The sequence below is a fragment of the Glutamicibacter sp. 2E12 genome, from assembly GCF_050030965.1.
Taxonomy (GTDB): Bacteria; Actinomycetota; Actinomycetes; order Actinomycetales; family Micrococcaceae; genus Glutamicibacter.
Map to the genome: position 1 here is coordinate 1,073,319 of NZ_CP188297.1, position 23,203 is coordinate 1,096,521.

Annotated in this window: 31 protein-coding genes; 15 read left to right on the plus strand and 16 right to left on the minus strand. The window is 59.6% G+C overall.

From position 1 onward, the window contains the following. The first annotated feature begins 72 nt into the window (after positions 1 to 72). The 8 genes from ACP3TE_RS04905 to ACP3TE_RS04940 all read left to right on the plus strand — a co-directional run bounded on the left by ACP3TE_RS04905 (position 73) and on the right by ACP3TE_RS04940 (position 3,742). Positions 73 to 210 carry a hypothetical protein gene (locus tag ACP3TE_RS04905; protein ID WP_426735576.1) on the plus strand — a complete coding sequence of 46 codons (138 nt, stop codon included), beginning with the start codon at positions 73 to 75 and terminating at the stop codon, positions 208 to 210. Between the two features lie 5 nt (positions 211 to 215). Next, complete coding sequence (locus tag ACP3TE_RS04910) at positions 216 to 395, plus strand: hypothetical protein (protein ID WP_426735578.1); 180 nt, start codon at positions 216 to 218, stop codon at positions 393 to 395. Beyond that, positions 395 to 712 carry a hypothetical protein gene (locus ACP3TE_RS04915; protein WP_426735580.1) on the plus strand — a complete coding sequence of 106 codons (318 nt, stop codon included), beginning with the start codon at positions 395 to 397 and terminating at the stop codon, positions 710 to 712. Before ACP3TE_RS04910 ends, ACP3TE_RS04915 begins: the two co-directional genes overlap by 1 nt. 4 nt (positions 713 to 716) lie before the next feature. Continuing rightward, positions 717 to 902: a hypothetical protein gene (locus ACP3TE_RS04920; RefSeq protein ID WP_426735581.1), complete on the plus strand. Its 186-nt coding sequence runs from the start codon at positions 717 to 719 to the stop codon at positions 900 to 902. An 11-nt stretch (positions 903 to 913) separates the two neighbouring features. Continuing rightward, on the plus strand, positions 914 to 1,849 hold the full coding sequence (locus tag ACP3TE_RS04925; protein WP_426735583.1) for a hypothetical protein: 936 nt from the start codon (positions 914 to 916) through the stop codon (positions 1,847 to 1,849). Positions 1,850 to 1,922: 73 nt separating this feature from the next. After that, positions 1,923 to 2,294: an HNH endonuclease gene (locus tag ACP3TE_RS04930; protein ID WP_426735585.1), complete on the plus strand. Its 372-nt coding sequence runs from the start codon at positions 1,923 to 1,925 to the stop codon at positions 2,292 to 2,294. 220 nt (positions 2,295 to 2,514) lie between these two features. Beyond that, entirely contained in the window at positions 2,515 to 3,132 is a 618-nt protein-coding gene (locus ACP3TE_RS04935; protein WP_426735586.1) for a hypothetical protein, read from the plus strand. Positions 3,133 to 3,346: 214 nt separating this feature from the next. Further along, positions 3,347 to 3,742 carry a hypothetical protein gene (locus ACP3TE_RS04940; RefSeq protein WP_426735589.1) on the plus strand — a complete coding sequence of 132 codons (396 nt, stop codon included), beginning with the start codon at positions 3,347 to 3,349 and terminating at the stop codon, positions 3,740 to 3,742. 67 nt (positions 3,743 to 3,809) lie between these two features. On the opposite strand, the gene ACP3TE_RS04945 is transcribed toward ACP3TE_RS04940, so the two are convergent. Both ACP3TE_RS04945 and ACP3TE_RS04950 read right to left on the minus strand, forming a co-directional pair. Further along, positions 3,810 to 4,388 carry a hypothetical protein gene (locus ACP3TE_RS04945; RefSeq protein WP_426735591.1) on the minus strand — a complete coding sequence of 193 codons (579 nt, stop codon included), beginning with the start codon at positions 4,386 to 4,388 and terminating at the stop codon, positions 3,810 to 3,812. A gap of 3 nt (positions 4,389 to 4,391) precedes the next feature. After that, complete coding sequence (locus ACP3TE_RS04950) at positions 4,392 to 4,817, minus strand: hypothetical protein (RefSeq protein ID WP_426735593.1); 426 nt, start codon at positions 4,815 to 4,817, stop codon at positions 4,392 to 4,394. A 711-nt stretch (positions 4,818 to 5,528) separates the two neighbouring features. On the opposite strand from ACP3TE_RS04950, the gene ACP3TE_RS04955 reads away from it, so the two are divergent. After that, positions 5,529 to 6,344 (plus strand): hypothetical protein, encoded by an 816-nt coding sequence (locus ACP3TE_RS04955; RefSeq protein ID WP_426735594.1) that lies wholly within the window; start codon positions 5,529 to 5,531, stop codon positions 6,342 to 6,344. Positions 6,345 to 6,663: 319 nt separating this feature from the next. Here ACP3TE_RS04955 and ACP3TE_RS04960 read toward each other — a convergent pair whose 3' ends face one another. From ACP3TE_RS04960 to ACP3TE_RS04970, 3 genes are all read right to left on the minus strand, one after another. Beyond that, positions 6,664 to 7,866, minus strand: a complete 1,203-nt coding sequence (locus tag ACP3TE_RS04960; protein WP_426735596.1) for a glycerophosphodiester phosphodiesterase family protein — start codon at positions 7,864 to 7,866, stop codon at positions 6,664 to 6,666. 97 nt (positions 7,867 to 7,963) lie between these two features. Further along, positions 7,964 to 8,506 carry a YaeQ family protein gene (locus tag ACP3TE_RS04965; RefSeq protein WP_332504557.1) on the minus strand — a complete coding sequence of 181 codons (543 nt, stop codon included), beginning with the start codon at positions 8,504 to 8,506 and terminating at the stop codon, positions 7,964 to 7,966. 53 nt (positions 8,507 to 8,559) lie between these two features. Further along, positions 8,560 to 8,715: a hypothetical protein gene (locus ACP3TE_RS04970; protein ID WP_332504555.1), complete on the minus strand. Its 156-nt coding sequence runs from the start codon at positions 8,713 to 8,715 to the stop codon at positions 8,560 to 8,562. A gap of 390 nt (positions 8,716 to 9,105) precedes the next feature. Here ACP3TE_RS04970 and ACP3TE_RS04975 point away from each other — a divergent pair, with 390 nt between their 5' ends. From ACP3TE_RS04975 to ACP3TE_RS04990, 4 genes are all read left to right on the plus strand, one after another. Continuing rightward, the gene (locus ACP3TE_RS04975; protein WP_426735598.1) at positions 9,106 to 9,978 is read left to right on the plus strand and encodes a histidine kinase; all 873 of its coding nucleotides are present in this window, start codon (positions 9,106 to 9,108) and stop codon (positions 9,976 to 9,978) included. Next, positions 9,963 to 10,226, plus strand: coding sequence for an ATP-binding protein (locus ACP3TE_RS04980; protein WP_402697387.1), 264 nt, complete (start codon positions 9,963 to 9,965; stop codon positions 10,224 to 10,226). Before ACP3TE_RS04975 ends, ACP3TE_RS04980 begins: the two co-directional genes overlap by 16 nt. Next, complete coding sequence (locus ACP3TE_RS04985; RefSeq protein ID WP_332489276.1) at positions 10,223 to 10,906, plus strand: response regulator transcription factor; 684 nt, start codon at positions 10,223 to 10,225, stop codon at positions 10,904 to 10,906. Before ACP3TE_RS04980 ends, ACP3TE_RS04985 begins: the two co-directional genes overlap by 4 nt. A gap of 117 nt (positions 10,907 to 11,023) precedes the next feature. Next, positions 11,024 to 11,854: a CPBP family intramembrane glutamic endopeptidase gene (locus ACP3TE_RS04990; RefSeq protein ID WP_332595196.1), complete on the plus strand. Its 831-nt coding sequence runs from the start codon at positions 11,024 to 11,026 to the stop codon at positions 11,852 to 11,854. A 95-nt stretch (positions 11,855 to 11,949) separates the two neighbouring features. On the opposite strand, the gene ACP3TE_RS04995 is transcribed toward ACP3TE_RS04990, so the two are convergent. The 4 genes from ACP3TE_RS04995 to ACP3TE_RS05010 all read right to left on the minus strand — a co-directional run bounded on the left by ACP3TE_RS04995 (position 11,950) and on the right by ACP3TE_RS05010 (position 15,056). After that, positions 11,950 to 12,459 carry a hypothetical protein gene (locus ACP3TE_RS04995; RefSeq protein WP_332489274.1) on the minus strand — a complete coding sequence of 170 codons (510 nt, stop codon included), beginning with the start codon at positions 12,457 to 12,459 and terminating at the stop codon, positions 11,950 to 11,952. Positions 12,460 to 12,495: 36 nt separating this feature from the next. Continuing rightward, on the minus strand, positions 12,496 to 12,948 hold the full coding sequence (locus tag ACP3TE_RS05000) for an NUDIX domain-containing protein (protein ID WP_332489273.1): 453 nt from the start codon (positions 12,946 to 12,948) through the stop codon (positions 12,496 to 12,498). Between the two features lie 283 nt (positions 12,949 to 13,231). After that, entirely contained in the window at positions 13,232 to 13,819 is a 588-nt protein-coding gene (locus ACP3TE_RS05005; RefSeq protein ID WP_332489272.1) for a DinB family protein, read from the minus strand. A 337-nt stretch (positions 13,820 to 14,156) separates the two neighbouring features. Continuing rightward, positions 14,157 to 15,056 carry a DMT family transporter gene (locus ACP3TE_RS05010; protein ID WP_332731106.1) on the minus strand — a complete coding sequence of 300 codons (900 nt, stop codon included), beginning with the start codon at positions 15,054 to 15,056 and terminating at the stop codon, positions 14,157 to 14,159. A 122-nt stretch (positions 15,057 to 15,178) separates the two neighbouring features. On the opposite strand from ACP3TE_RS05010, the gene ACP3TE_RS05015 reads away from it, so the two are divergent. Continuing rightward, the gene (locus ACP3TE_RS05015) at positions 15,179 to 16,123 is read left to right on the plus strand and encodes a LysR family transcriptional regulator (protein ID WP_332489270.1); all 945 of its coding nucleotides are present in this window, start codon (positions 15,179 to 15,181) and stop codon (positions 16,121 to 16,123) included. Between the two features lie 285 nt (positions 16,124 to 16,408). On the opposite strand, the gene ACP3TE_RS05020 is transcribed toward ACP3TE_RS05015, so the two are convergent. From ACP3TE_RS05020 to modA, 5 genes are read right to left on the minus strand one after another with little or no spacing between them, the layout of a single operon-like run. Next, positions 16,409 to 17,287, minus strand: a complete 879-nt coding sequence (locus tag ACP3TE_RS05020) for an NTP transferase domain-containing protein (protein ID WP_332489269.1) — start codon at positions 17,285 to 17,287, stop codon at positions 16,409 to 16,411. After that, positions 17,284 to 18,531, minus strand: coding sequence for a molybdopterin-binding protein (gene glp, locus ACP3TE_RS05025; protein WP_332489268.1), 1,248 nt, complete (start codon positions 18,529 to 18,531; stop codon positions 17,284 to 17,286). Before glp ends, ACP3TE_RS05020 begins: the two co-directional genes overlap by 4 nt. Continuing rightward, on the minus strand, positions 18,528 to 19,280 hold the full coding sequence (locus tag ACP3TE_RS05030; protein ID WP_426735602.1) for an ATP-binding cassette domain-containing protein: 753 nt from the start codon (positions 19,278 to 19,280) through the stop codon (positions 18,528 to 18,530). The genes glp and ACP3TE_RS05030 overlap by 4 nt, the downstream gene beginning before the upstream one ends. Further along, on the minus strand, positions 19,277 to 20,083 hold the full coding sequence (locus tag ACP3TE_RS05035; protein ID WP_426735604.1) for an ABC transporter permease: 807 nt from the start codon (positions 20,081 to 20,083) through the stop codon (positions 19,277 to 19,279). Before ACP3TE_RS05035 ends, ACP3TE_RS05030 begins: the two co-directional genes overlap by 4 nt. After that, complete coding sequence (modA, locus tag ACP3TE_RS05040; protein ID WP_426735605.1) at positions 20,076 to 20,855, minus strand: molybdate ABC transporter substrate-binding protein; 780 nt, start codon at positions 20,853 to 20,855, stop codon at positions 20,076 to 20,078. The genes ACP3TE_RS05035 and modA overlap by 8 nt, the downstream gene beginning before the upstream one ends. Positions 20,856 to 20,992: 137 nt before the next feature. Here modA and moaA point away from each other — a divergent pair, with 137 nt between their 5' ends. Next, complete coding sequence (gene moaA, locus ACP3TE_RS05045) at positions 20,993 to 22,033, plus strand: GTP 3',8-cyclase MoaA (RefSeq protein WP_426735607.1); 1,041 nt, start codon at positions 20,993 to 20,995, stop codon at positions 22,031 to 22,033. On the opposite strand, the gene ACP3TE_RS05050 is transcribed toward moaA, so the two are convergent. Together ACP3TE_RS05050 and ACP3TE_RS05055 are read right to left on the minus strand one after the other, a co-directional pair. Continuing rightward, entirely contained in the window at positions 22,030 to 22,590 is a 561-nt protein-coding gene (locus ACP3TE_RS05050; RefSeq protein WP_133835083.1) for a DUF6036 family nucleotidyltransferase, read from the minus strand. The genes moaA and ACP3TE_RS05050 overlap by 4 nt on opposite strands. Beyond that, positions 22,587 to 23,183: a helix-turn-helix transcriptional regulator gene (locus ACP3TE_RS05055; RefSeq protein WP_133835082.1), complete on the minus strand. Its 597-nt coding sequence runs from the start codon at positions 23,181 to 23,183 to the stop codon at positions 22,587 to 22,589. Before ACP3TE_RS05055 ends, ACP3TE_RS05050 begins: the two co-directional genes overlap by 4 nt. Between the last annotated feature and the right edge of the window lie 20 nt (positions 23,184 to 23,203).

Genomic DNA, 23,203 nt, shown 5'->3' on the forward strand with positions numbered 1-23,203 from the left:
AACAAATGGAGGCTACCCGGAGCGCTAACCCGCTTCAGGTGGCCTCCAATGCTTTACCCAAAGGACACGCAAATGATCGACCCCAACAGCACTGAACAAGTCGTGAGCTTGCTTCGCCGCGCAGCCGACCACGTAGCCCAAGGAATCAAAAACTCAGAGCTGCACAGCGAACTACATTTTCTCGCTGATATTGCCGAGCAGGAGGACTGACCGCCATGGCCTACGTCTACACCGACAAAACTTTGCAATCCGAGCACTGGCCGGAACCTACCCAAGCGGCCGTCTTGTGGGAACGTGCCAAGCACTGGGAACAAAACGCGAACTACTGGAAGGCACGCGCCGAATCCGCAGAGCGCCGAATGCTCGAACACTATTGCACCGAGGAAGGCAACTAATGCAACCTGACTTTCGCCCGCACATCTCACGAATCTACAAAGACGTGTGGAACACCCGAGGCGACGAACACATCAGCGGAATCGTTCTATTCGGCTTCGCAGGCATCGCGGCGCACCTGACTAAAGCCGAAGCCTTCGCCCTGGCTGACCGAATCGTTGACGCGGCCGAGAACCTGCCAGACCTAGAACCAGTACGCCGGATTGAATCGCACGGGAACAACATTCAAAGAATCAGTACAGCAACCCGCCCGCGACTCACTGCAGCCGATGGAACCGAAGAAATACCCCTACCGACCAGCCCAGCAGAAAGCGAATGACCCAATGAGCGAAGAAAGCCTTGAAGACTTGCAATACAAAATTGCCGATAGCTACGGCCTCGATGAAGAGGACACCGAACTACTCGACGGGCTAGCCCCTGACCTAATGGTGTCAGTTGCCCAGCGCATATCCCGCACTGCCCGCCCCTACTTCAGCGCCCGAGCTGAAACCAACCGCCACACCATTTGAAAGGCCAACAAATGACCAACCCAGACTTCAGCCGCCCAGCCACCGACAACACCGAGGAAACCATGAGCAGCGCAGAGCAGATCAATAACCCGGCAATCGAAGAGTCCTACCGCCCGAAAAACTTCCAGCTCACCGAAAACACCGACGCAAACCCAAAGTACCCCGGCCTCAATCGCGGACTTCCACGACGCCTTCGCAGCATCAGCCAGGCAGTGAAGAAGCATGAAATCAACGCGCCCCAAATCATGCATGACGGCTTCATTAACACCCTCACCAAAGCTAAACAACGTGTTACGGAACTTGGCAACCAACACAGCCAAAATCTCGACAATGCCGCGCTGGCAGTCATTGACGGGGAAGACCCCATGAAGCACCTCGCACGATATACAGCGTGGAACCAGACGTTTGGTTCACTAACCGAACGTGTTGAAGAAATTGCCCGCGCAAACTACCTTCAAGCCGTCAACGACAATGCCGACCACATCACCCGCCAAATCGGAGAAAAGCTATTCTTCCCCGCCCTGGCCGAGCTAATCGCACTGATCGAAGAGCACCCCGGCAAGCAGTGGAACCTAGACATTGCAGTGAATGCGAAGGACTTCACGCACGCCGCACTAATCGAAGCCAACGCACACATTGCAGCGACCCTTGATGAAGCTTGCCAGCTTCGCTCAATGCTCTACGCGCCCGAAGCCTTCACGGATGAAGCCGCATACATGACCTTGCCCGGCTTCAAGGGCAACATTGCCACCGACAACCTGCAATGGTGGGTGCAAGTCCTAGATCAGCAACACTCACTATGGTTCCCAACTGCCAACGAATGGCACACGGCAACCCACGGCGAAGAGTTCAGCGAATACCGCAAGGCCGAAGCTGAAGCCCTAGCCGAACTCGACGGCGGCGAACCCGTAGTAGTTCAGAACCTCATGTACGAAGCCCGCAACTAGCACACAGCCCGGCCCCGCAATGGCCAGCCTCCACACACGGAGGCTGGCCGTTCGCACTACCAAAGAGCAACCAATGGCCAGCAATCGCACAGGCAGCAACCAATGGCGATTCGTGCGCAACTACCACCTGAAGCACGCACGCGCCAACGGGCAAACAACCTGCCCACTATGCAACAACACCCTGGACTGGGATAACCGGCAATACCCCAACCGACCCGAAGTAGACCACATCACGCCCGTTGCACTCGGAGGAACCAACGCAGCTTCAAACCTTCGCGTCATCTGCGCAGGATGCAACAGACGCATGGGCGCAAAGCTAGGGCGCAACATACAACTAGGTCGCGCTGTAACCATCGACCCAGCACAAGCCACCAGCGCCCAGCAGAGCAACGCAAACACCAAAGCCGACATAACTACGCCACTTCGCACCAGTCGCCAATGGTAAAGCCACACAGCCCCGTCAAAAAGGGTAGGGGGAGGGGGTTAGAGAGCAGTCGAAGGCTAGCCCCTCCGGCATAGCTTTTTTCTCCCCCCGAGCATTTCCCTATGTCAGTTCAGCTTTTCAAGAATGCCCTGTTTTAGGCATATGGACATTTTTTGACGTGTTTTGAGCTCTACAGGCGGGGCGCTAGACATCTCGCCTATTTAAACGCAAGGATTCGAGTATGAACTTTACGGACTTTGGAATGTTAATTATTGCCGTGCTCTCACTGGGCGTCGCATTGATTGCGACAGTGCATGCAAAGAATACTTCCGATGCAGCTCAAGAGCAGGTCAAAGTGCAGCGACAAATAGCTAAGGATGATGCTCAGCCTTACGTTTGGGCAGATGTTCGCCCCAGCGTAACGGATGGCTCCCACCTCATGCTCTATGTTGGCAACAGCGGCAAAACACTGGCAGAGAATATTCGAATTGAGACTGACCGGCCATTGCCGACAGTTGGTTCTACAGCTACTGAACTATTGCAGGATGCTATCGGCCGGTTCTCCACAGGACACGCATCACTTGCGCCTGGACGAGAACTAAGCTGGGGTCTTGGATTCGGCGGGGAAATCCTTAATGACAAAGACGAGGATTTGCGTTTTACGTTCGTTATTAATGCTGATGGGCCATTCGGTCCTGTACCTGAACTGAAATATGTCATCGACATGAACGACTGGCGAGGTGCATCCGCGATAGTACCAGGAACCATGCAGCAAGTTAGCCGGTCTATCAAAGAAATGACGAAATCCATAAACAAGCTTGGTACTTCAATTAACAAATACAAGGCATCAGCGGACTAGGTCATGTGCTCGTAAGCGTCCGCATTAGGGCAAAAAGAATCCCCGGCGCTAACCCATAACGCCGGGGATTCAAACACCCGATACAGGGAGCAGAACGTAATCCCAATTTAACAACTTTCGATCTGATTTAACAGGCTGAAAGTTTCATCCATAGCCCGCGTCAACCGGCGCGGGCTCTTTTACGCCCAAAAATGGGCAGAACGGAGCCACTGAAATGGCTACATATCCGGCCAAGGACGATCCGAACATCGACGGTACGTTTAGCTGGCAGAACAAAGTCAATCTTCAGCACTGGCTGAAGGCACGCGGTGCCTACGCAAGCAACCGCGACTGCGATGGCGTGTGGGGTTATTGGACCACTCTGGGTATTCAGCAGTACCTACGGTGGCAGAAGTTCCCAGATGGCACCCGTTTCTATGAAGGGCAACTTGATGGAGAGCTTGGCCCAATGACCAAGTCGGCCATGGGCGACGCAGCTGGCTATCTGTTTGGTATTACCGGCAAGCCAAACTACATGTATGGCAAGTGCGCTGGCTACAGCTGCACTATCGGTTGGGCAGACGCCAACGTGGTGAAGACCTGGCAGCAGTGGCTCAACTACAACACCTAAGAGCAATATAGAAAAGTCCCCACGCGAGTTAATTTCTCGTGTGGGGACTTTTCGTCATTTAAGTGATCTAGCTGTTAGCTTCAGGTGGCATGTTCCGGCATTCCCGCGTAGCGCTCACTTTGCCGTTGGCAGTTGTGAAGGTGGCAAAGTAATTTTCACCGTTCGGATCTAGTAGCGCACATGATACGGAGTCACCAGGAACGCGAAGGTCATTTTTCGACCAGCTATTGCCTTCAATGCGCACAACAATCTCGTTTTCTGCGGGTGCGTTCCATTCAAGAATCTTGATGAACTCCCCTTCCAGGCCGGGATCATTGGCTGGAAGCATCACCACGTGACCGGCCTTATAGGCGCCACGGAATCGGTGTGAGTCCTTTTCGTTGTATTCGTCCCAATCGGCGTATTCCTGGATTGCTAAGTTTTTCAGTTCATCCGATGCGCCAGCGAACTTTATTCCGGTGTCTTTTGGCTTGTGCGGCGTTTGTGCAACGGATTCCGTGGTTGCACTTGGTGTTGCACTGGCTGTCGTTGGGGCGCCGGAAGCTGCTGTGGCGCTCGGCTTGGCGTCCGCTGACTGATTGTCCGCAGAGCAACCTGTGAGCGCGAGAGCGGCCAGCACAGGGAGAAGCAATAGTGTTTTTTTCAAGATCTATTCCCAAGGGGTCTTGTCGGTTTCGGTTTCAATCACTGAATTGTCTTCAGTCTTAACGGTGACACTGGTTAGTTCAGGGGATTCGTGCCCGACTGTAATTAGGAACAGGTTAGCGTAGGAGTCCAGGGCGCTTGAAGGCCAGCCGTTCTTCACAGTGATCAATAGTTCACCGTCCGCTGGAGAGCTCCAACGTAACGTGTCACCATGGACACTGCCGGGGAAAGCATTAAAGCTATGCGCGCCATTTCCGTTCAGGTACTGGTTGATCTTTTCGTCTGCCCAGTCCTGGCCTTGCTCGCTCATAGTTTTTGGTGCGCTTGAAGTGTACGCGGCCGCCTCCGGGGTTGGCTTCGGAGTGCGTGGCGCTTGAACAATCGGCGTACCAGCATTGGCTTCGGCGGTCAGCTTCGCGTCATTCTTCAACAGTGACGGGCTTGTAGCTGAAACTACGAGAACGGTCGCGAGCGCCACTAGGACGACTAGCACGGAGATGTTCCCTAGGATTCGCTTAGCTGAGCGCGACATAATTCCTCCAAGTGATGTTTGATAAAAGTCTAACGTCAACCGGCGACATTATGAACTGGTTTTCTTCGGCCGCCCGCCATGCCCAGGGCGCGAGGCGTTCCAAGCGGCGATAGTTTCTGGCAACCAGCCCCGCGTGTTGCGGGGCGGGTCGCCAATTTCCGCGTCAGGAGCGGGCAAGCGCCCTTCGTCCGCATATTTCTTAGCGGTATGCGGAGAAATGCCGAGGTGCTGAGCTACGCCATTCAGCGACAAGTAACGAACGGTCATTTTCCCAGTTCCTCTTTGTGGCCTTTCACCACGAAGGCAATCGCAGTTGCGAGGATAACCAGGCTAGCTGGAAAGCGTAGCCACCACGGCATAGGCAGAAATGTCACAGCTAGGGCTAGCGCGAAGATTATTAGCGGTTTGGTTTTCATGCGCACTTTCTTCAAACAGTTTTACGGCGAGTCTACATAAAACGCAGGACAGGATAGACGAGCGAGCCAAGGAGTGCTACGCGCTAGCGGACACCCAAGGGTGAGCATCGCTTATCGTCCACGCCAATTCCGGCGAAGAACTGCCGTCTTCAGGGAAAATGATCGGCTTGGAGGGCGCATATACGCTAAGCGTATGACCAATAATCCCGTGCCAGAAAATGACCCTACAGAGATTGAACACAGTCAGCTCGTATATCGCCTTTTGCGACGAGCCGCAAGCATAGCTGAGGTGCTGGAGAATATGCCAGCTCCAGAACTTGGATCAAAGCTAGATCAAGATGATCAGCGCGTTCCTACTCGCAGAGTATCGAATTATGCGCATAGTCAGTTGGTTGTTGCGACGGGCTGCTTGGAGTCGTTGGAGCACATGATTTCACGAGAATCAGAAGACGAGGTTTCGTTAGCAATAGCACCATATGGCTATTTCGCGCTGATACGAAATGCGATAGATTGCCTTGCATCTGCGCTGTGGCTTATGGAACCCGTCAACGGCACGTTGCGCATCAAGCGGTTGCTCATGCTGCATCTTGACGAGGTAATGAAAGCTTCGTCATTCCGCGCAAGCGCGGGGATAGAACATCGGGAGTACAAGAGAACTCACTTCGCGAGGTTACAGGAAATAGCCAGCGAAGCCGAACTAGGATCATGGAGTTTGCGAAAATCGCCACTTCCAAGCATGACTAAGACTCTCAAGCAAATAGAGCGTCTTCACGGGGCTGCCCGCTTTAGTTGGCTAGCATTGTGGCAACTGGCCAGCGGACATGCGCATGGTAAGAATTGGGCCACTTTAAGCTCTCATATGCTAGAGCAAATTCCGGGTTCGGAGCATGAATATGGAGCAACCTTTAGAGTAACCGGCAACTACAGCGTGCTGGCTTATTTCTTGCTTGAGGTCGTGAAAATGCTTGAACTTAGCGTGAGACGCTACCAGGAGCTTTCCCATGGGTAGCCCAAGGCAGAACATTGCGGACGACGATAGCGGCGCATCTCAAATGCTGACCAATAGCAATCCGACGTCGCTAGTTCTCGTGTCGAGTTTCGAGGTGAGAGACTCGTTCCCACTTACAGCCTTGCCTAATTTTTTGGGCACATTTTGGGCACACTCACTTTAAATTCAATGTGATTGAGGGGCGCTCTACGTGAGCAAAAAGCTCGGAATTACGCGGTTTTTGCAAGCTCGCCCTTAATCTAAAAGGTTTCAAATCCCACAGTCACCGCCAGAAAAACCCCGGGAATCAATGATCCCCGGGGTTTTGCTGTGCCTAGAGCTAGTTCGCGAAGGTATCGGTGAGCTTGCCCTTGGCATCCCACAGCGCCAGCGAGTCGCCACCGTTGTTCAGGATTCCCGGTCCGTCCACGTAGTAGGCTTCTTCGCTGTTGGTACCCGGACCCGAGTACACGCGCAGCTGATCGCCTGTCTCCAGCTCGTATCCTTCGCCAATTTCCAGGATGTTGTTAGCGGCATCGCGAATGATGTAGCCGCTGACATCGATGGTGCGCTTTCCGGTGTTCTCCAGGATCACGTGCTCGCCATTTTCTGGGGCGATGTCATCTCCCGGCACGTCATTGATCGCGTTGGCAATCACCACGCCATTGTTGGCAGGGAAATCCTTCTGGCCAGCGATGTGGCGGTTCACCTGTGCTGGGAAGTCGCCGGTGATTCGCTCGACACCCAGGGCCAGTGCAGCATCGGCTGCTTCGACGGCGTTGACGGTGTAGACGCCCAGGCCCAAGCCTGCGTCCTTCACGCGCTGCGCACCGGCGGCGTCAAGGGTGCGGTAGCTAGTGCCGAAAGAATCCGCGTAGGTCGCGTAGGTTGCCAGTTCCGCCGCAGAAGGCACGGTTCCGGTCAGCTGCTGCAGTGGTACTTCAGGTGCCAGTTGGGCAAAGATCTGGTTGGATGCTGCGTCGAAGCTGAGGACCTCGATCTTGTTGGCCTCTGCCAGTGCCTTCCATTCAGGATCCTCAGCCAGCGCGTCGGCTACCAGCTTCTCCACGCCAGGGGACTTGGCTGGATCTTTGATTTCGATGAATACTCCCGTGCCACCGGTCAGTGCACCTGGAACCTCATCGAAATGGGGAATTTTCGTTCCCTCGAACTCGTCTGAGAAGTAGGAACCCGCATCGAGCTGCTGCAGTTCTTCCCAGGTAAATGACGTGATGGGGTCATTGACGCGGTCAGGGAAAACCTCTGCCACGTTCGTGGTGCGGGAAGGCGTTCCGTCATGGAAGATGAACGGTACTCCGTCCTTGGACAGCTGCACATCGATCTCGATGAATTCGGCGCCGGACTGGCTGCCTGCCTTGATGGCCGCCAAGGTGTTCTCCGGTGCCACACCTGCGGCTCCGCGGTGGCCGATAATCAGTGGATCAGATCCAGTCGGTTCAATCTGAGCAGCTCCGGCAGGAGCGGCCAGGGTGACGGCCAAAGCCAGAGTTGCCGTGCCAAGGGTGATATTGCGCAGTTTCATGGAGCACTTCCGTTGGTGTCATTGGTGTACACCGGCCATGTTTCCGCGCGCTGATGACAGCGACCCCACACTGAGCTGAATCAGAGATTAAGCTTTTCTACTCAATCTCATGCGTGCTGAACTGGGTTTCCAGATTCGTCCCGTTCAATTCAAGGTAGATTTGCCCCTCAGTCACCGAGACGGACATGGTATTGCGGCGGGTCAATGCTTGGCCCGCTGCATCAATGAACTTGGGGTCGAAGGAGCGCACCATGATCTCTTGCGACTGGTGGATCGTCTTGCCACGCCAAGAAGCCAGAAGCTTGGCAGGATCGCGGTGCGTGTAGACGGCGGTGCGGTCTGCCCGCTTGCTGCCCAAATGCAGGCGCTGGGCATCAGGGGCGCCCACTTCAATCCACGCGGTAATGAGCCCGGTCAGGTCCTTGACCAAAATGGCTGGCTCTTCTCCGGTGGATACGCCTCCGGCCGAGAAGGCAATACCGTCTTCATATTCGAGGCAGTAGGCCAGTACACGAGTGACCAGGTAGGCATCGGTTTCGGAAGGATGCTGCGCCACTCGCAGCGAAAGATCCCCGTAAACCCCGCGATCCACATCAGCAAGTTGAATTTCAAAGGTGTGCATAGTCGCGCCGATAGCCATAGTTCACGAGTTTACCGTGAACACCATGGCCTGATCGACGCGCGGCTAGCTGGCTAGGCTTTCGCCTCGCGGCTTCGAGCCACGAAGAAACCTGCCAGCGATGACAAGCTGGCCACGGCCGCAAAGATGCCAACCATCGGATTCCCGCTAAAGGAAAGTACCGAAAACGCAGCAAAAAGAATGGCAGAAACAACGAACAGGGTCTTCATAACTAAATCCTATTTGATACAGCTCACGAATAAAAGATTTATTCAGCGGGTGGCAGCTTTCCGCTCACCCCCTTGGCCACGGGCAAAAGAGTTCAACAGTATTGGGCATGCAGCTACCGGAACTACGCTCAGTTTCATCTGACAGCCCACTTTGCACTATCCACCGTCGAGGATCGAAAGGCCCCGTACGAGGTGCGCGCATACCGCGTGGTGCGCTTATCCCAAGCACACGGACCGGCTGCCGACGCCACGGTTCCCCCCTTGGCTTCACGTCCCGCCGGCATGGTCTTCTTTAAAGCCCACCGGCCACCTGCTGGAGATCCGGCGCCGGAGAGTTGCTGGATAATCTTTCGCCCGTGGCAACGCTGGGCGCACGTGTACGATTCTGGGGTGAAGACTGTGCATTGGCCGCTGGCCGGATTCAAGTGGGACGCCGTATCCGCTGCGGTGCTCATCGGCTTGTCATTCGTCCCCGGGGTGGCACGGCAGGGCCTTGAGCTGGCGGACTCCCCCGATCACCCGCTGAATCTGCTTGGCATAGCGCTCATCGTGCTCCAGGGCGGCTCGGTGGCGGTACTGCGCCGCTGGCCGCATTGGTCTTTGGCCCTCGCCTTTTCGTCGTTTGCCGCTTACCAATTGCTCGGGTTCCCCACCACGTTCGCGGCGCTCGGCCTGCTGGTGGCCCTGGTAGGCGCCGGCGCGCTGGCGCAACGGCACCGGCCGCTGACCGTATCGCTGCTCCTAGCCGGCTACGTCCTGCTTGTCGCGGCCCTGATTCGGATTGACCCCACGCTCACGGTACCCGACGCCTTCGCCTTCGGAGCGATGCTGGCGGCGCTGTGGATCTTCGGTTCCTGGCTTCGCTCGCAGTCCGCGATGCGCCGGCGCCACGCCGAAATGCTGGAAAGGGAGATCATCCTGGCCGAGCGGACGCGCATCGCGCACGAGCTGCACGATGTGGTCACGCACCATGTCACGGCGATGGTGGTGCAGACCGAGGCCGGAGGGTTCCACCCGCAGCTCGATGCCAAGACGCAGCAGCTGCTGGCTTCCATCGCCGACGGGGGCCGGAAACGCTGGCGGACTTGCGCAGCCTGCTCGGGGCACTGGACGGGAAAGCGGAAAAGTCGCGGGTACCCGCCGAGCAGCAGGCCGCCGAGGTCATCGCCCGGGCACGGGCTTCCGGCCAGAATGTGGAATTCGCGGAGCAAGGCGAGCCCTACCCGCTCACCGGGGCTACGGGACTGGTGGTTGTCCGGGTAGTCCAGGAAAGCCTGACCAACGCGCTGAAGCATGCGCTCGATGGCGCCGCAACGGTAGGCATCAGCTACGGCAAGGATGAGATCATGGTCGAGGTGGCCAGTTCCGGCCGCCGTGCCAGGGGCTCGGCATCGAACTCTGGAGGCCGGGGGATCATCGGGATGCGAGAACGCGTGGAACTGGCCGGTGGCCAATTGCAGGTCGAACAGCTCGCTGAGCAGTTCGTGGTCAAAGCGAGGATCCCTCGATGACCTCCACTCCAGCGAACACGCCAATCCGCGTGGTCATCTGCGATGACCACGAACTTGTGCGCACCGGATTTTCCACCATCATCAACGCCCAACCCGATCTCGTGGTTGTCGGCGAGGCGGCGGACGGAGAGGAAGCGGTACGAGTCACCCGCCGTGAGCGCCCGGATGTCGTGGTGATGGATATCCGCATGCCGCTGCTGGACGGAATCGAAGCGACCCGGAGAATTGCCGGGCCGCAGGCCTCCGACGCGGCGCGGGTCCTGGTGGTGACGACCTTTTCCCTGGACGGCCTGGTGTATGACGCACTGCGCGCCGGCGCGAGCGGCTTCCTGCTCAAGGATGCCCGGCCCGCGGAACTGGCCGCGGCCATCCGGAGCATTGCCGCCGGTGACTCGCTTATCGCCCCGGCGCTGACCCGCTCCTTGATCGGACGCTTCGGCGACCGGCTGCGGCCCTCGGCAAAGGACGCCGCCATCTTCGAGGCGCTGACCGCGCGCGAACGCGAAGTGCTGCAGCTGATCGCCGAAGGCCTGTCCAACGCGGAGATCGCAGCGCAACTGGTGATCAGTCCCGAAACGGTGAAAACCTATGTGTCTCGCATCTTGTCGAAGCTGCAGGTGCGCGACCGGGTGCAAGCTGTCGTGCTCGCCCACAAAACGGGATTCGCCGACTGGTCCTGACGCGCCGGTCCCCCGAACGGGGGATCCCAAGTGCCTGCCCGCGGGTGATTTGCCCCGCGCCCCAACGCCGTAGCGTCTTGTTCACACCCACTATCGGGTAGCGAACAAGGAGCAAGAATGACAGAAGCTACGCAGAAATCGCCCTCCCTCAGGCATAAAACCTGGATCTCCACAACCCTGATGGTCACTGGAATGGCCATCGCAATGCTGATGGCCAATGCCCTGGCCGCGTGGCCGCGCAATCCGGTGGCAGCCTTGATCATCGGACCCATCCTGGCCGTGGCAATGATCGGCCTGTTCAGCATTGCGGGACAACGAGTCGAACGCCGTAAGGCAGAAGAATTCCCGAGGCGCAACGCCGTCCGCCATGTGCTGGTCGGAACGGGGCTCGGGGTGCTGATGTCCGGGGCCACAGTGGGCCTCCTTGCCCTCTTCGGCGCGTACACGATCACCGGCTGGGGCTCCGTTTCCGGAATGCTGGCCGTCGCCGGAATGATGTGCGCGGTTGCGGTGTCGGAGGAAGTGTTCTTCCGCGGCGTGGTCTTCCGCCTGCTGCGTGGCCGTTGGGGTACCACGGTGGCGCTGAGCGTCTCGTCAATCCTCTTCGGGCTCGTCCACCTGGTGAATCCGGACGCGTCGCTGTGGGGTGCCTTCGCCATCATGATCGAAGCTGGAATCATGCTCGGCGCCGCCTACCTTGCCACCGGATCGCTTTGGCTGGCGATCGGCGTGCACTTCGGCTGGAACTTCGCGACCACCGGCCTTTTCGGCTCGGTCACCTCGGGATCCGAGGCGCGCGATTCGCTGGTCACCGCAGTGATCAGCGGACCGGACTGGCTGTCCGGAGGAGCCTTTGGACCCGAAGCCAGCATCGTGGCAATCGTGGTCTGCTCGGTGGCAACCCTCGTGTTCTTCGCAGTCGCCCGTCGCCGTGCCGCAACCGTCTGAAGATTCCCGGCCTGCACCCCAATGCGCGTCACGCATTCGGGCTGCAGCCGAGAATCCACCCGTACAGATCAAGCTGGCTCGGGACAGCCTGAGGGCTACTTGCGCTCGGGATTTTGCGGATCAAACACCGTTTGCGACAGCGGCGCATAGGCGTACCAACCAGGATGCTCCCCACGCAGAGCCCTTTCCCGGGCTTCGGCAACGTCCGCTTGGAACCGGTTGTTTTCCACGACAAAAGCCTCGAAAGCTTCGGCAGCCTGAGGATTCTGAGCTGTACCGCTCGCCTGGAAGCTGCGCGCAGGGCAGTCATCGTCTTGAGCGCTCAAATCGATGATGAACTTGTTGCCGAGTTCATCGGCTATACGCTGTGCCAGCAGTAATCCTTGGGCATAGAACTCGCGACCGAGCTCCGCTGAGTTCCATTCGTAGTCACGGTCCAGGCCTTCATAGAAGAGCTCTTCCCATCCGGCAAGATCGGCTGCCAGTTCGGGCGACAGCCCTGCCGCGTCATAGGGAACCGGGTCTGGAAACCATAAAACTGTATCCGCATGGTCCGGAAACATTCGGACCGTGCGGGACTCGGATTCGTCCATGGAACTGTTCATGGATAGATCATACCGATGACGATGCGGCGTTCCTGCTCAGCTGAGGACAGGGTTCGACTCGTCGCTGAGTTTCCCGAGCATGGCACCGAGCCCGGCTGCCAGGACGTGCGCCTGTGCCAGTGGTAGCCACCAGCATTCCCAGGACTCGGGTGTGCCGCCATGCGAGGGATCTTGTTCACCGGCTATCCAACGCCGTGAAAGATCTTGCCGGGGAACACTGAGTTCGAAGAAGTGCCGGTTAGCAATTTCGTCTCTCATGGGCCGTAAGTCATAGGCCATCGTTCCAAGGTCTCGTGTAACGAAGCCTTCTATTCCAGTCTCCTCGAAGAGCTCACGTACGGCCGCTCGACCGGGGGTTTCACCCGGCTGGAGGGTTCCAGCCGGCACTTGGACTCCGGTGACACGCATAGGGTGCTGCAAATGCGTGAAGACCAGCAGGTGATCGTCTTGGACGACGTAGCAAACTGCTTGTTCTATCACGCTCGGCATTGCTTGATAATACCAACAGCAGCGGCTGGCCTGGCCGGGAGCACAGTCCGTTCCTCATCGGTTTCGCGCCAGGAGCCATGCATTCGGCATCGGGCATTGCCGCTAGCGCTAGGTCGATGTTGGGTTTGAGCTGCACGTGGTTCCCCACCATTGCAGCCGCTCAATCGACGAACTGAAGTGCCGGGGAGTCACAGGTCCCTTATTTCAAAATGTCCAGCAGGGTTCTGGTTCGGGGATCTCCGCCGCAAGCCTGCCGGACGACAGAATCAACACGCCGGAAGAACTAGGCGTTCTCGGCTAGCTTTTTCATCTGCAAGCGTTGTTCTTCCCACTGGTCGGCAGTGAGCTCTGGCAAGTTAGGTGCCGATGGCCGTAGACCGACGAAACCGTCCAGCTGCTCCCGGACGATATCCAAGTGCCCGGCATGCCGGTGCGACTCTGCGATCATATGCACCAGGAGCCGTTCCACCGTGGTGTGCCGATGCTTTCCCCACCATGGCACTACAGCCGGTGAACCCAGCTCCAGCTCGTCAAGCACTCCATCGGCTGCGGCAATCGCTTCCTTGTAGAACATGACTGCATCATTCAGAGTCATCCCCGGTGGCGGGAGGAAGTCTGCTTGCGCGTCATCGGAATCGGAGATGCTCCGGATAATCGGATTCTGAATTTCGCGGCCCAGGCATTCGATGAAATACCCGGATTCGGTGACGGCCAGGTGAAGCAGCAGCCCCATGGCGTGGGTACCTGTCGAGGTCATGGGCGTTCGCGCTTGGGCATCGCTCAGGCCTTCGCATTTCCACAAGATGGCTTCGCGGGCATCGTTGAGATATTCGCGCAGCAGCGCGCCGCGGTCACTTTTATCAATTGGCATGAGCCGAGTCTAATGCCGCGATGGAAACAGGAAAATAGGCCGCTGCAGGACGGTGCACAGCAGTGACCGCTCGCTCTGACGCCTAGGTAACAAGCCCGAGCATCAAGGTGACGTTCGCAGGACGGTTTCAGGGAAATCCGGCTACTTGCAAGATCGAAAGGTGGGGACATTACGCCATTATTCAGTCCGGCCTCGGGTGCAGGTCCAAGGAGAGCCGTGGTTTCCCCCGTAACGGCGGCTACAGGTTGCACGCGCAAACGCAGAATACGAATAGGAGTACATCCCGTATGTGCAGCATTCGCAGCTCCCGGGACAGGATGGATATCGCCTTGCCGGGTCAGTTGCCGTCAGCTGGCCCAATCACCGGTGCCAAGCCTTCCTTGGCCGTTGGGCCGCTTCCGCGCCAGCGTTGTTCAGCACGCGCACCCCACCACGTGGCCCCCAGGAGTACAGCGGCGCCCGCATATCCGAGTGCGCCTATCGGATCTGAGGCCAGGAGCACTCCTGCCAGCAGTGCCCATCCTGGTTCTGTGCCAAGAAGCATGCCCGCACGTGACGCCGAGGTGTGCTTAGTGGCCCACAGCTGCCCGAGAAAAGCGAAGATGGTGCAGCCCAGGCACAGATAGGCGATGGTGAGCCAATTTTCGATGCTGAAACCCGGAAGATGCTCCAGCAACGAATTGCCGCCCCACGCGGCGAAGATCGCAGCTCCGAACACTATCTCGACCGTGGTTAGTCCCAGCACATCAGCGTTCCTGCCAATGGTAAACCGTGCCTCGGCAACACCGAGCAGGGCCCGGGTTACCGCCGCAAGGAGCATCAGGCCATCACCCAGATTGGCCCCGGAAAATCCCTGCCCACCCACGAGCAGCGTGATTCCGACCAGTGCAAGAAGAACACTGGAGACCAGAGACGGGGAAAGCCGTCTTCTCGTGAGTGCGGATTCGAGCAACGGGGTGAAGAGAATGGAAAGGGCTATGATAAGTCCGGCATTGGTAGCACTTGTGAGCGTGACACCAATGGTTTCCAAAGCGATAGTCGCCGCTCGCATGGTCCCGAGCAGGACTCCGGGCAAAGTCGAGTCCCGGAGCCGCATGTTGGAGCGGGCGAGATTCACGCAGAGCAAGATTGCCGCTGCGGGCAGGAAACGGGCGCACATCACCGCGGCAGCAGACGAGGCCATCGCGAGATCTTGGGTTGCCAGGTAGCTCCCGCCCCACATGATTGCGATGATCATCAGGATTATATCGGGAAGAAAGCGATGGGTCGCACGGGGATTTTCTGGCATGCTTTCACTTTAGGAAGGCAAACCATGCAGAACAACGGCCAGTGTCTTCACTATCCCGTAAGCTAAGATTCATGGAAGTGCATCACCTGCGAACCCTGCGCGAGCTCAGGGACCGGGGCTCGGTAACTGCAGTAGCCCAGGCTCTGCACCTTTCGCCGTCTGCCGTATCCCAGCAGCTTGCAGCGCTGCAACGCGGGATGCCAGTTGCCCTGACCGAGCCGCGCGGCCGCGTGCTGGTGCTCACCCCCGCTGGGGAGCGGTTGGCCGACGCCGGCGGAGAAGTACTGGAGTCTCTCGCACGCGCAGAGAATTCCGTCTCCGAATACCTGCTGGCACGTCAAGAGCCCGTTTCGGTCACCGCTTTCCACAGTGCCGGACTGGCCTGGTTTCCGCCGCTCATCGCCAGCAGCCTGAGCGATCCAGACGGCCCCATGGTGCATTGCCGGGACGAAGACGTGTCTATCAACGGGTTCGTCGATCTGGTCGGGAACCATGATCTGGTCATCGCCCACCGCCCGCTGGCCTCAGCTGCATGGCCGGGCAACAGGGTGCACGTCACGCCCGTCCTACAAGAGCCGATCGACGTGGCACTCCACCGGGAACACCCGTTAGCTCAGCAGGAAACGGTGCGCTTGGCCGATTTGGTGGGCGAAACCTGGGTCGCAGCACACGAGGGATTCGCACTGGAACCGTTGCTGGTCCAAGCGATGTTTGCCAGTGCCGGAAACCCGATTCAGATCGCGCATCGCGTCAATGAGTTCAACCTGGTGGCGGCGATCATCGCCGAAACCCGCATGCTTGGGTTGCTGCCTCGATATACGGGGCTGACCCCATATTTCCGCGAGCACGTAGTGCTGCGTCCCCTGGCAGACCTCTCCCTCGGCCGCCATATCGACATCTTGACCAGGCCCGAAGCACGGACTCGGGTGAGCACACGCACCGTGATTGACCGGATCATCAAGATTGCCGACCGGACTCGCCTCCACGCGGAGGAAGCGTTGCCGAAAGTCCACTAGCGCCCCTGCAAGCAAATGGCGCATTCTGGTCGTCTGCTCGTCCTGCGAGACAATCGCGACCAGGAATCGGGCGATTACTGAATCCCCGGTATTCAAATTAACGAAGCTTCCTTGATTTCCTGCCTAAGTCAGGGCTCGGTGAAAAGGCGCACGCCTCGAAGCACTCCCAGGATCTGCAATTAGCGGTCAGTCCGGCAACAAATCGAAAAGGGCCACTCTTCAATTCGCTCCAACCTTGCGCACAATTTCACTGGTATTGCACTGCGGTCTCAAGGGATTCATGGCTTACGCTGTTCCTTCAGGATGCTCATCGGCCCAGCGGTGGGCACGAGAAACCAACTGCTCCGACAGCCCGGACAAGTCTCCCTTGCCGCTGCCCATGGCGAGGCCGAGCAGGAAGGTGCTCAGGGGTGCCGCTGGTCGGGCCACCTCGTGAGCTACATGCTTGGCAACATCAAGCACGGTAGCGATATCCACTTCGCTGGAGTCCAAGCCCAATTCCTTGGCGGCTGCTTCCAGCCAATCATTCAGTGCTTCTGGCGGTAGATGCTGTGCCATGGCTTTCCTTCGATTTTGGCGGGCGCTTTCCAACGCCTGCGGGGTATCAATATCACTGCTGGTTTCATCATCCACCGGCACCCGCGCCAGCTGCAGCTGATTCAAGGCTCGGCGCACCGGGGCATTGACCAGGTTCTCGCCCAGCTCTGCGCAGACCGAACCCAGTGCCGAGGTGCGATAGATTCCTGCCAGCCACTGGGCATGGCCTTCAGCGTCAACCAGCAACAGGCCGTCATCTGCACGTTGTCCAAAGCCACCGATTAATGCGCTGGCCACGGCAACCGGCCGTTGCAGGTCGCAGGCCAGCACCATGGTCCATTCCCCATTGCCGCTGGCGGCAAGCTCGGCAAGCCCGGCGGCGATTCCCGCCAACGGACCGGCAAATGGCGGGTCTTCCCGGATGACAGCGTCAGCCTTGGTACCAGTGGATTCCGGGCCGACCACCACTACCCGTCGTGCGCCGGTCTTGCGGGCCGCGGTGACCACGCGGTCAACCAGGCGCTTGCCGTGCAGCTCAATTTCGGCTTTGCCGTCGCCACCGAGTCGGGTCCCCCTGCCGCCAGCCAGTACCAGGGCATCGAAGCCGGCGAGCTCCAGCGTGTTCATGGAATCATCCTCAGCACTTCGACCGCATCGCCCGGGTTGACCCGCTCGATGCCAGGCGGGACCAGCGCGTAGCCTTGGGCGGCGCCGAAGCCGCCCACCGAATGGGAAATGCTGCTGGCTTGGACCGCCGGGGCGCACCGCAGTTGTTCCCCATGCTCGAAGACTACCGGGATGACCTGCATGCGTCCGGCTGCGGCTTTCCATCCCACCGCGGCGATGGCGCGCAAAGTTGGGCGCAGCACCTCGCGGTGGCCTTGCATGGCCCGCAGGCAGGGGCGCACGAACAGCTCGAAGCTGACCGCCGCGCTGACCGGGTTGCCCGGCAGGGCGAAGACCATCGCGCCGCCCTCCAAGCGGCCTGCGCACTGCGGCTGCCCGGGGCGGATCTTCACCCGGGTTGCCTGCACCTCAGGTTCTGCTTCCAGCACTTGGCGCATCACATCATAGGCACCGGGACCAACTCCCCCGGTGCTCAGGACGACATCATGGGTTGCTCCAAGCAGGTCCAGCTGTTCGCGGACCGCTTGAGTGTCATCCACGCAGTGCACCACGGTAGCTGCCTGGATGCCGGATTCAGCCAGGAGCCCTGCCATGAGCAGCGAATTGGTTTCCGGGATTTGCCCGCGCGACAGCGTTTTCCCGGGCGATAGCAATTCCGCCCCGGTGACCAGCACGGCCACCTTGGGCTGTGTGCGCACCGACAGCTTGCTGGCACCGGCTGCCGCCAAGGCGGAAAGACGGGCCGCGGTGAGCTGCTCGCCGGCATAGGCCACCAGGTCACCGGCGGCCTTGTCCTCGCCGCTGCGGCGGATGTCCTTGCCTGCTGGCACCGGTCCATGGATCTGCACGGTGGCGGCATCCCAGCCATCTGCAGCGGCTGAAGTATCCTCGATGCGCACCACGGCATCGGCATCCGTCGGGATCGGAGCACCGGTCATGATCTTCACGCACTGGCCCGGTTCCAGCTTCGGGTCCCAGCCGCTGCCCGCGGGCACTTCGCCGACGACTTCCAGGGCAATTGGCGCCTCAGCGGTATCCTCGGAGCGCACCGCATAGCCGTCCATCGCCGAGTTGTCCCACAGCGGCAACGGGTGCGTGGAGGTGGCATCCTCGGCCAGCACCGCGCCGTGCAGGAGGGCGAAACCGCCTGCCACCTCGATCTGCTGCGGGGCCAACGGCACGACCTGCGACAGCAGCCGCGCGCGGTGCACTTCAAGTTCCACGGGTTCATTGACGGTACTCATGGCTGCTCTCCCTGGATGCTCCTGGGGTGCTGCGCTGGCAAGGTAGCCACCACTGCGCGCACAAAACGGTTGGCCGGATCGGCGAAGACCTGCTCGACGGTTCCCTGCGCAATGATGTTTCCCCGTTCCAGCACCAGCAGGTCATCGGCGAGCGCCAAGGTGTCGGCGGCCGAATGCGAGACGACGATGGCGCTGGTGGCGGTGCGTTCCAGCTCTTCGCGCACCAATGCGCGCATGTCCATGGCGGCTTCGACATCCAGCGAGGCGAAGGGCTCGTCGATCAGCAGGATCTTGGGCTGGGCGGCCAAGGCCCGGGCCAGCGCAATGCGTTGGCGCTGCCCGCCGGAGAGGGCCTCGGGCCGGTGGGTGGCGATTTCTTCCAGTCCCAGCCGCCCGATCCATTCGGCGGCCACGGCCTTGGCGGCAGCCTTGTCCAGTCCCCCGGCCCGGGCGCCAAAGGCGATATTCTTCAGCGCATCCAGGTGCGGGAACAGGTGCGGGTCTTGGCCCAGCAGGCCTACCTCGCGCAGGTGCGGCGGGCGGTGCTGCTTCGCGTCGGCCAGCAGGGAACCGGAAAGCTCGATGCGCCCCTCGGCAATCTTCTGGATCCCGGCAATCGCATGCACAATGGTGGACTTGCCCGAGCCGCTGGGACCCATCATCGCCAGCGTGCTTCCGGCAGGCACCTGGAATTCGACGTCTACGTCGAATCCGGTACGCGGCACGCGCAGCGCAACCTTCAATGTCATTTCAAGGCTCCCGGACGCCAGGCGCGCACTAGCAGCAGCACCACTACCGCGGTGGCCAGAAGCAGGATCGATAGGGCTACTGCCGAGTCGCGTCCGGTTCCGGCCCCGTTGAACGCGGTGTAGATGGCCAGCGGCATGGTCTGGGTAACCCCCGGCGCATTGCCGGCGAACAGCGCGGTGGCCCCGAATTCGCCGATGGCCCGCGCGAAGCACAGGATCACCCCGGCCACCAGGCCCGGAGCGGCCAGCGGCAAGGTGATGCGGGTGAGCACCATCCAGCGCCCGGCGCCCAGGGTGGCGGCGGCCTGTTCGTACCCGGCGCCGGCGGCACGCAGCGATCCTTCCACGGAGAGCACCAGGAAGGGCAGAGCCACGAAGCTCTGGGCAATGACCACCGCGGCGGTGGAAAAAGGCAGGGTAATCCCCCACATGGAATCGATGAATTGTCCGATGGGGCTGGTGCGCCCGAAGAGGAAGAGCAGGGCCACGCCGCCGACCATGGGCGGAAGCACCAGCGGGACGGCGATCAAGGCCCGCAATAGCTGGGCCACCCGGGCCGAGCTGCGCGCCATCAGCACCGCCAGCGGCACGCCGAGCAGCACGCACAGGGCGGTGGCCGCCACCCCGGTGCGCAAGCTCAGCCAGAGCGCCGAGAGGGCTTGAGGGCTGGTGGCATCGGCCACCAGCGTGGACCAGCTGGCACGGGTGAGAAGCGCCAGCAGCGGCAGCACCAGCAATCCCACGCCCAGCAAGGCCGGGGCAATGACGAAGCCGGGAACCCGCACCCCGGTATCGCTAGCCATTGGCCTGCGCAGCCCCGGTGCCGAAACCGTGCTCTGCCAGGATTTGCTGGCCGCGCTCGCTGATCACGAAGTCCACGAAGCCCTGTGCGCCGGGGTTCTCGCCCAGCGTGGCGATCGGATAGGTGTTCACTACCTCGTCGGCTCCTTCCGGAACGATCGCGGCGACGTTTTCGTCACCCAGCACATCGGTGGCGTAGACCAGTCCGGCATCCGCTTCGCCGGCGGCCACCTTCTGCAGCACCGCGGTGACATTCTGCTCCTCGCTGGCTGGGACCACTTCGACGCCCTGGGCCTGGAGCAGCTGGTGTGAGGCCGAGCCGCACGGCACCTGCTGCGCGCACAGCACCGTGGTGGCCCCGGCAAGGTCTTCCAGCGAATCGATATCCGCCGGGTTCTCCTGCGGCACCGCGATCACCATGGTGTTGCTGGCGAAGATCACCGGCTCGTGGCCGAACCCGGCCTCGGTCACCTCCAGCATGTTGCGTTCATCTGCCGAGGCGAAGACATCCACGTTTGAGCCTTCAAGGATCTGCGTGGCCAGGGTCGAAGAGCCGTCATAGGAGATGCTGGCAATCTGCACCTCCGGATGTTCTGCGGTGAACTCCTCGGAGATCTGTTCGAAGGCGCTCTGCAAGGAGGCTGCCGCGGAGATGGTGATGGGTTCGGACGCGGCCTGATCGGAAGAGCCGCTGGCCGAACAGCCCGCCAAAGCCAGCACGGCCGCCGCGAGCCCGGCAAGGGCTCGGAACCGTGGAAACGGGCGGTGCTGCATGGGATCTCCTTGAAATCGGGGGCTGGTGCCAATGCTACCGTCGAGCCAACCGGAGCCGATCCATTTTGCGTACTTGATTTGTTACTTTCAGGTTAACCGTCTTCCACGCAACGGTGCCGGGGGCTACTGTGGAGTGTATGAAAGCACAAGCGGCCGGCACCCTGGGCGATGCCCGTGGACGGCCCCTGCATGACCTGCGGATTTCGGTGACAGACCGCTGCAATTTCCGCTGCGTCTACTGCATGCCCAAGGAGATCTTCGGCCGCGACTTCGTTTTCCGCGAGCGCTCCGAGCTGCTCAGCTTCGAGGAGATCGAGCGGCTGGCCCGCGTCAGCGTTTCGCTGGGGGTCACCAAGCTGCGGTTGACCGGCGGCGAGCCGCTGCTGCGCCGCGGCATCGTGGACCTGGTGGGCATGCTCGCCAAGCTGCGCACCCCCGAGGGCCAGCCGGTGGATCTGGCAATGACCACCAACGGGTCGGCGCTGCCGGTGCTCGCACCTGCGTTGAAGGAAGCCGGGATGAACCGCGTGACCATCTCCCTGGATTCCTTGGATGACGAGAAGTTCAAGGCCATCAACGACGTGGACTTCCCGGTCTCCCGGGTACTGCACGCCATCGACGTGGCCCGTGAAGTGGGCCTGGGCCCGGTGAAGATCAATACCGTGGTCAAGCGCGGGGTCAATGACTCGGAGATCCTGTCGCTGGCCGAGCACTTCCGCGGCACTGGGGCGATCCTGCGCTTCATCGAATACATGGATGTGGGCACCACCAACGGCTGGAAGCTGGATGAGGTGCTGCCCTCCTCCGAGGTCGTGGCCATGGTCAATAAGCGCTGGGCGCTGGAACCGGTGACCAAAACCGAACCGGGTGAAACGGCCAACCGGTGGCGCTACCAGGACGGAGCCGGGGAGATCGGCGTGATATCCAGCGTCACCAATGCCTTCTGCGGCAATTGCTCGCGCGCCCGGGTCTCGGCCGAAGGCCAGCTGTACACCTGCCTGTTTGCCGGCTCGGGCTATGACCTGCGCCAGCTGATGCGCGACGGGATCAGCGACGAGGATCTTGCCAAGGCGCTGACCGGGCATTGGCGCAAGCGCGACGACAATTATTCCGAGCTGCGTGCGGCGCTGACCCCGGGCAACCGCAAGCGCATCGAAATGTCCTATATCGGGGGCTAGGGGTTCTTGTTGCTTCTTAGACGCCGTGCGACGGTTATGGCCTCTTCTGCGACAATCTCATAATTTTGCCGACTCCCAGACAACGGAATTGAGTCTTCTCCATACTTGTCATAGGCGAGTTCAAGTAATTCGCTGGTGTCGCTGAGTCTTAAAGCGTTGACCAGGTGCCCTAAATCAAGAATGTCTTTGTCGCGCTCCGCCGCCAGCTTCATGGCGGTCAAAGTCGGCAAATCAGCAACTTCGACTGCGGAAAGAATAGAGTCCGGCGCGGGAGCCCAAGAGGCATTGTCGGGGATGAAAGCGGCTGCACTAGAGTTCAACCACTTTTTAGGCAAACCGTGTTCGGCCGCCATCGCCTCTATGATTTTTTCGACTTCTGTCCGATGCGAGTAGTAAGCATCGATATCTTCCGTAGCACGATCAATCAGGCCGTGAAGAAGCATAGCCGAGCCCCCGACGACTCTAATTCTCACGTTGAGTCCCTGTTCGTTCAGGCGCCGTTCGAGTTCTGCGAGCAGGTCAACGACTCTGTTTCTTCCCAAGCCCGTTCTACTCATGCTGTTCCCAAGCTCCGTTGTCGAATCCACACATTCAGTTCTTGAAGTGCTGGAGGCGTCTCAGCGCGAATTAGCTCCTTCATCTTCTCCCCTACCGGATACAACTTTTCCGAGAGGAACACGGGTTCCGTTGGTCGCACAATGTCCGAGGTCCACTGCGGGACTGGCGTATTGGTCTGGCCCGCAATCCACTTAGTTATGGCCGCCAGAGCCACTTGGTATTGCGAGTCCTCCAATTCAGGCGACTGTGCCAAGAGTGGACGCCCGGCTTCAAGAGATTCAGTCGAATATTCACTGATGAGACGCAGTGCGAACTCGAAATTTTTGGCTTCCAGGGTCTGTCGGAAGTCCTCAGCTATTTCAGCGCCCCTGTCATTAATAATGCGTAGCCCAGGCTCCTCAAACCCAAGTCTCTTCAGAACCCTAAGCACTAATCCCAGAGCCACCGTTTCTTTCCCTGCTTCCAAGTCAACGATGAACTTACGCGAAACCCCTACCGAATTTGCCAAGGCAGCTTGGGTCAGCCCTAGGAAACCACGTTGGGTCCGGATCTTATCCGCCAGGCTTCCGACAGTGAACGATGGGGTTTTCATATTCAAATGATGTCACCGTA

Coding starts and splice junctions, on each gene's coding strand:
- ACP3TE_RS04910 (WP_426735578.1), top strand. CDS start 216: ATGGCCTACGTCTACACCGACAAAACTTTGCAATCCGAGCACTGGCCG.
- ACP3TE_RS04965 (WP_332504557.1), bottom strand. CDS start 8,506: ATGGCTATCGGCGCGACTATGCACACCTTTGAAATTCAACTTGCTGAT.
- ACP3TE_RS05055 (WP_133835082.1), bottom strand. CDS start 23,183: ATGAAAACCCCATCGTTCACTGTCGGAAGCCTGGCGGATAAGATCCGG.
- ACP3TE_RS05050 (WP_133835083.1), bottom strand. CDS start 22,590: ATGAGTAGAACGGGCTTGGGAAGAAACAGAGTCGTTGACCTGCTCGCA.
- ACP3TE_RS04955 (WP_426735594.1), top strand. CDS start 5,529: ATGACCAATAATCCCGTGCCAGAAAATGACCCTACAGAGATTGAACAC.
- ACP3TE_RS04985 (WP_332489276.1), top strand. CDS start 10,223: ATGACCTCCACTCCAGCGAACACGCCAATCCGCGTGGTCATCTGCGAT.
- ACP3TE_RS05030 (WP_426735602.1), bottom strand. CDS start 19,280: ATGACATTGAAGGTTGCGCTGCGCGTGCCGCGTACCGGATTCGACGTA.
- ACP3TE_RS05000 (WP_332489273.1), bottom strand. CDS start 12,948: ATGCCGAGCGTGATAGAACAAGCAGTTTGCTACGTCGTCCAAGACGAT.
- ACP3TE_RS04970 (WP_332504555.1), bottom strand. CDS start 8,715: ATGAAGACCCTGTTCGTTGTTTCTGCCATTCTTTTTGCTGCGTTTTCG.
- ACP3TE_RS04920 (WP_426735581.1), top strand. CDS start 717: ATGAGCGAAGAAAGCCTTGAAGACTTGCAATACAAAATTGCCGATAGC.
- ACP3TE_RS05005 (WP_332489272.1), bottom strand. CDS start 13,819: ATGCCAATTGATAAAAGTGACCGCGGCGCGCTGCTGCGCGAATATCTC.
- ACP3TE_RS04935 (WP_426735586.1), top strand. CDS start 2,515: ATGAACTTTACGGACTTTGGAATGTTAATTATTGCCGTGCTCTCACTG.
- ACP3TE_RS05015 (WP_332489270.1), top strand. CDS start 15,179: ATGGAAGTGCATCACCTGCGAACCCTGCGCGAGCTCAGGGACCGGGGC.
- ACP3TE_RS04905 (WP_426735576.1), top strand. CDS start 73: ATGATCGACCCCAACAGCACTGAACAAGTCGTGAGCTTGCTTCGCCGC.
- glp (WP_332489268.1), bottom strand. CDS start 18,531: ATGAGTACCGTCAATGAACCCGTGGAACTTGAAGTGCACCGCGCGCGG.
- ACP3TE_RS04940 (WP_426735589.1), top strand. CDS start 3,347: ATGGCTACATATCCGGCCAAGGACGATCCGAACATCGACGGTACGTTT.
- modA (WP_426735605.1), bottom strand. CDS start 20,855: ATGCAGCACCGCCCGTTTCCACGGTTCCGAGCCCTTGCCGGGCTCGCG.
- ACP3TE_RS05010 (WP_332731106.1), bottom strand. CDS start 15,056: ATGATCATCGCAATCATGTGGGGCGGGAGCTACCTGGCAACCCAAGAT.
- ACP3TE_RS04930 (WP_426735585.1), top strand. CDS start 1,923: ATGGCCAGCAATCGCACAGGCAGCAACCAATGGCGATTCGTGCGCAAC.
- moaA (WP_426735607.1), top strand. CDS start 20,993: ATGAAAGCACAAGCGGCCGGCACCCTGGGCGATGCCCGTGGACGGCCC.
- ACP3TE_RS05020 (WP_332489269.1), bottom strand. CDS start 17,287: ATGAACACGCTGGAGCTCGCCGGCTTCGATGCCCTGGTACTGGCTGGC.
- ACP3TE_RS04960 (WP_426735596.1), bottom strand. CDS start 7,866: ATGAAACTGCGCAATATCACCCTTGGCACGGCAACTCTGGCTTTGGCC.
- ACP3TE_RS05035 (WP_426735604.1), bottom strand. CDS start 20,083: ATGGCTAGCGATACCGGGGTGCGGGTTCCCGGCTTCGTCATTGCCCCG.
- ACP3TE_RS04925 (WP_426735583.1), top strand. CDS start 914: ATGACCAACCCAGACTTCAGCCGCCCAGCCACCGACAACACCGAGGAA.
- ACP3TE_RS04915 (WP_426735580.1), top strand. CDS start 395: ATGCAACCTGACTTTCGCCCGCACATCTCACGAATCTACAAAGACGTG.
- ACP3TE_RS04990 (WP_332595196.1), top strand. CDS start 11,024: ATGACAGAAGCTACGCAGAAATCGCCCTCCCTCAGGCATAAAACCTGG.
- ACP3TE_RS04995 (WP_332489274.1), bottom strand. CDS start 12,459: ATGAACAGTTCCATGGACGAATCCGAGTCCCGCACGGTCCGAATGTTT.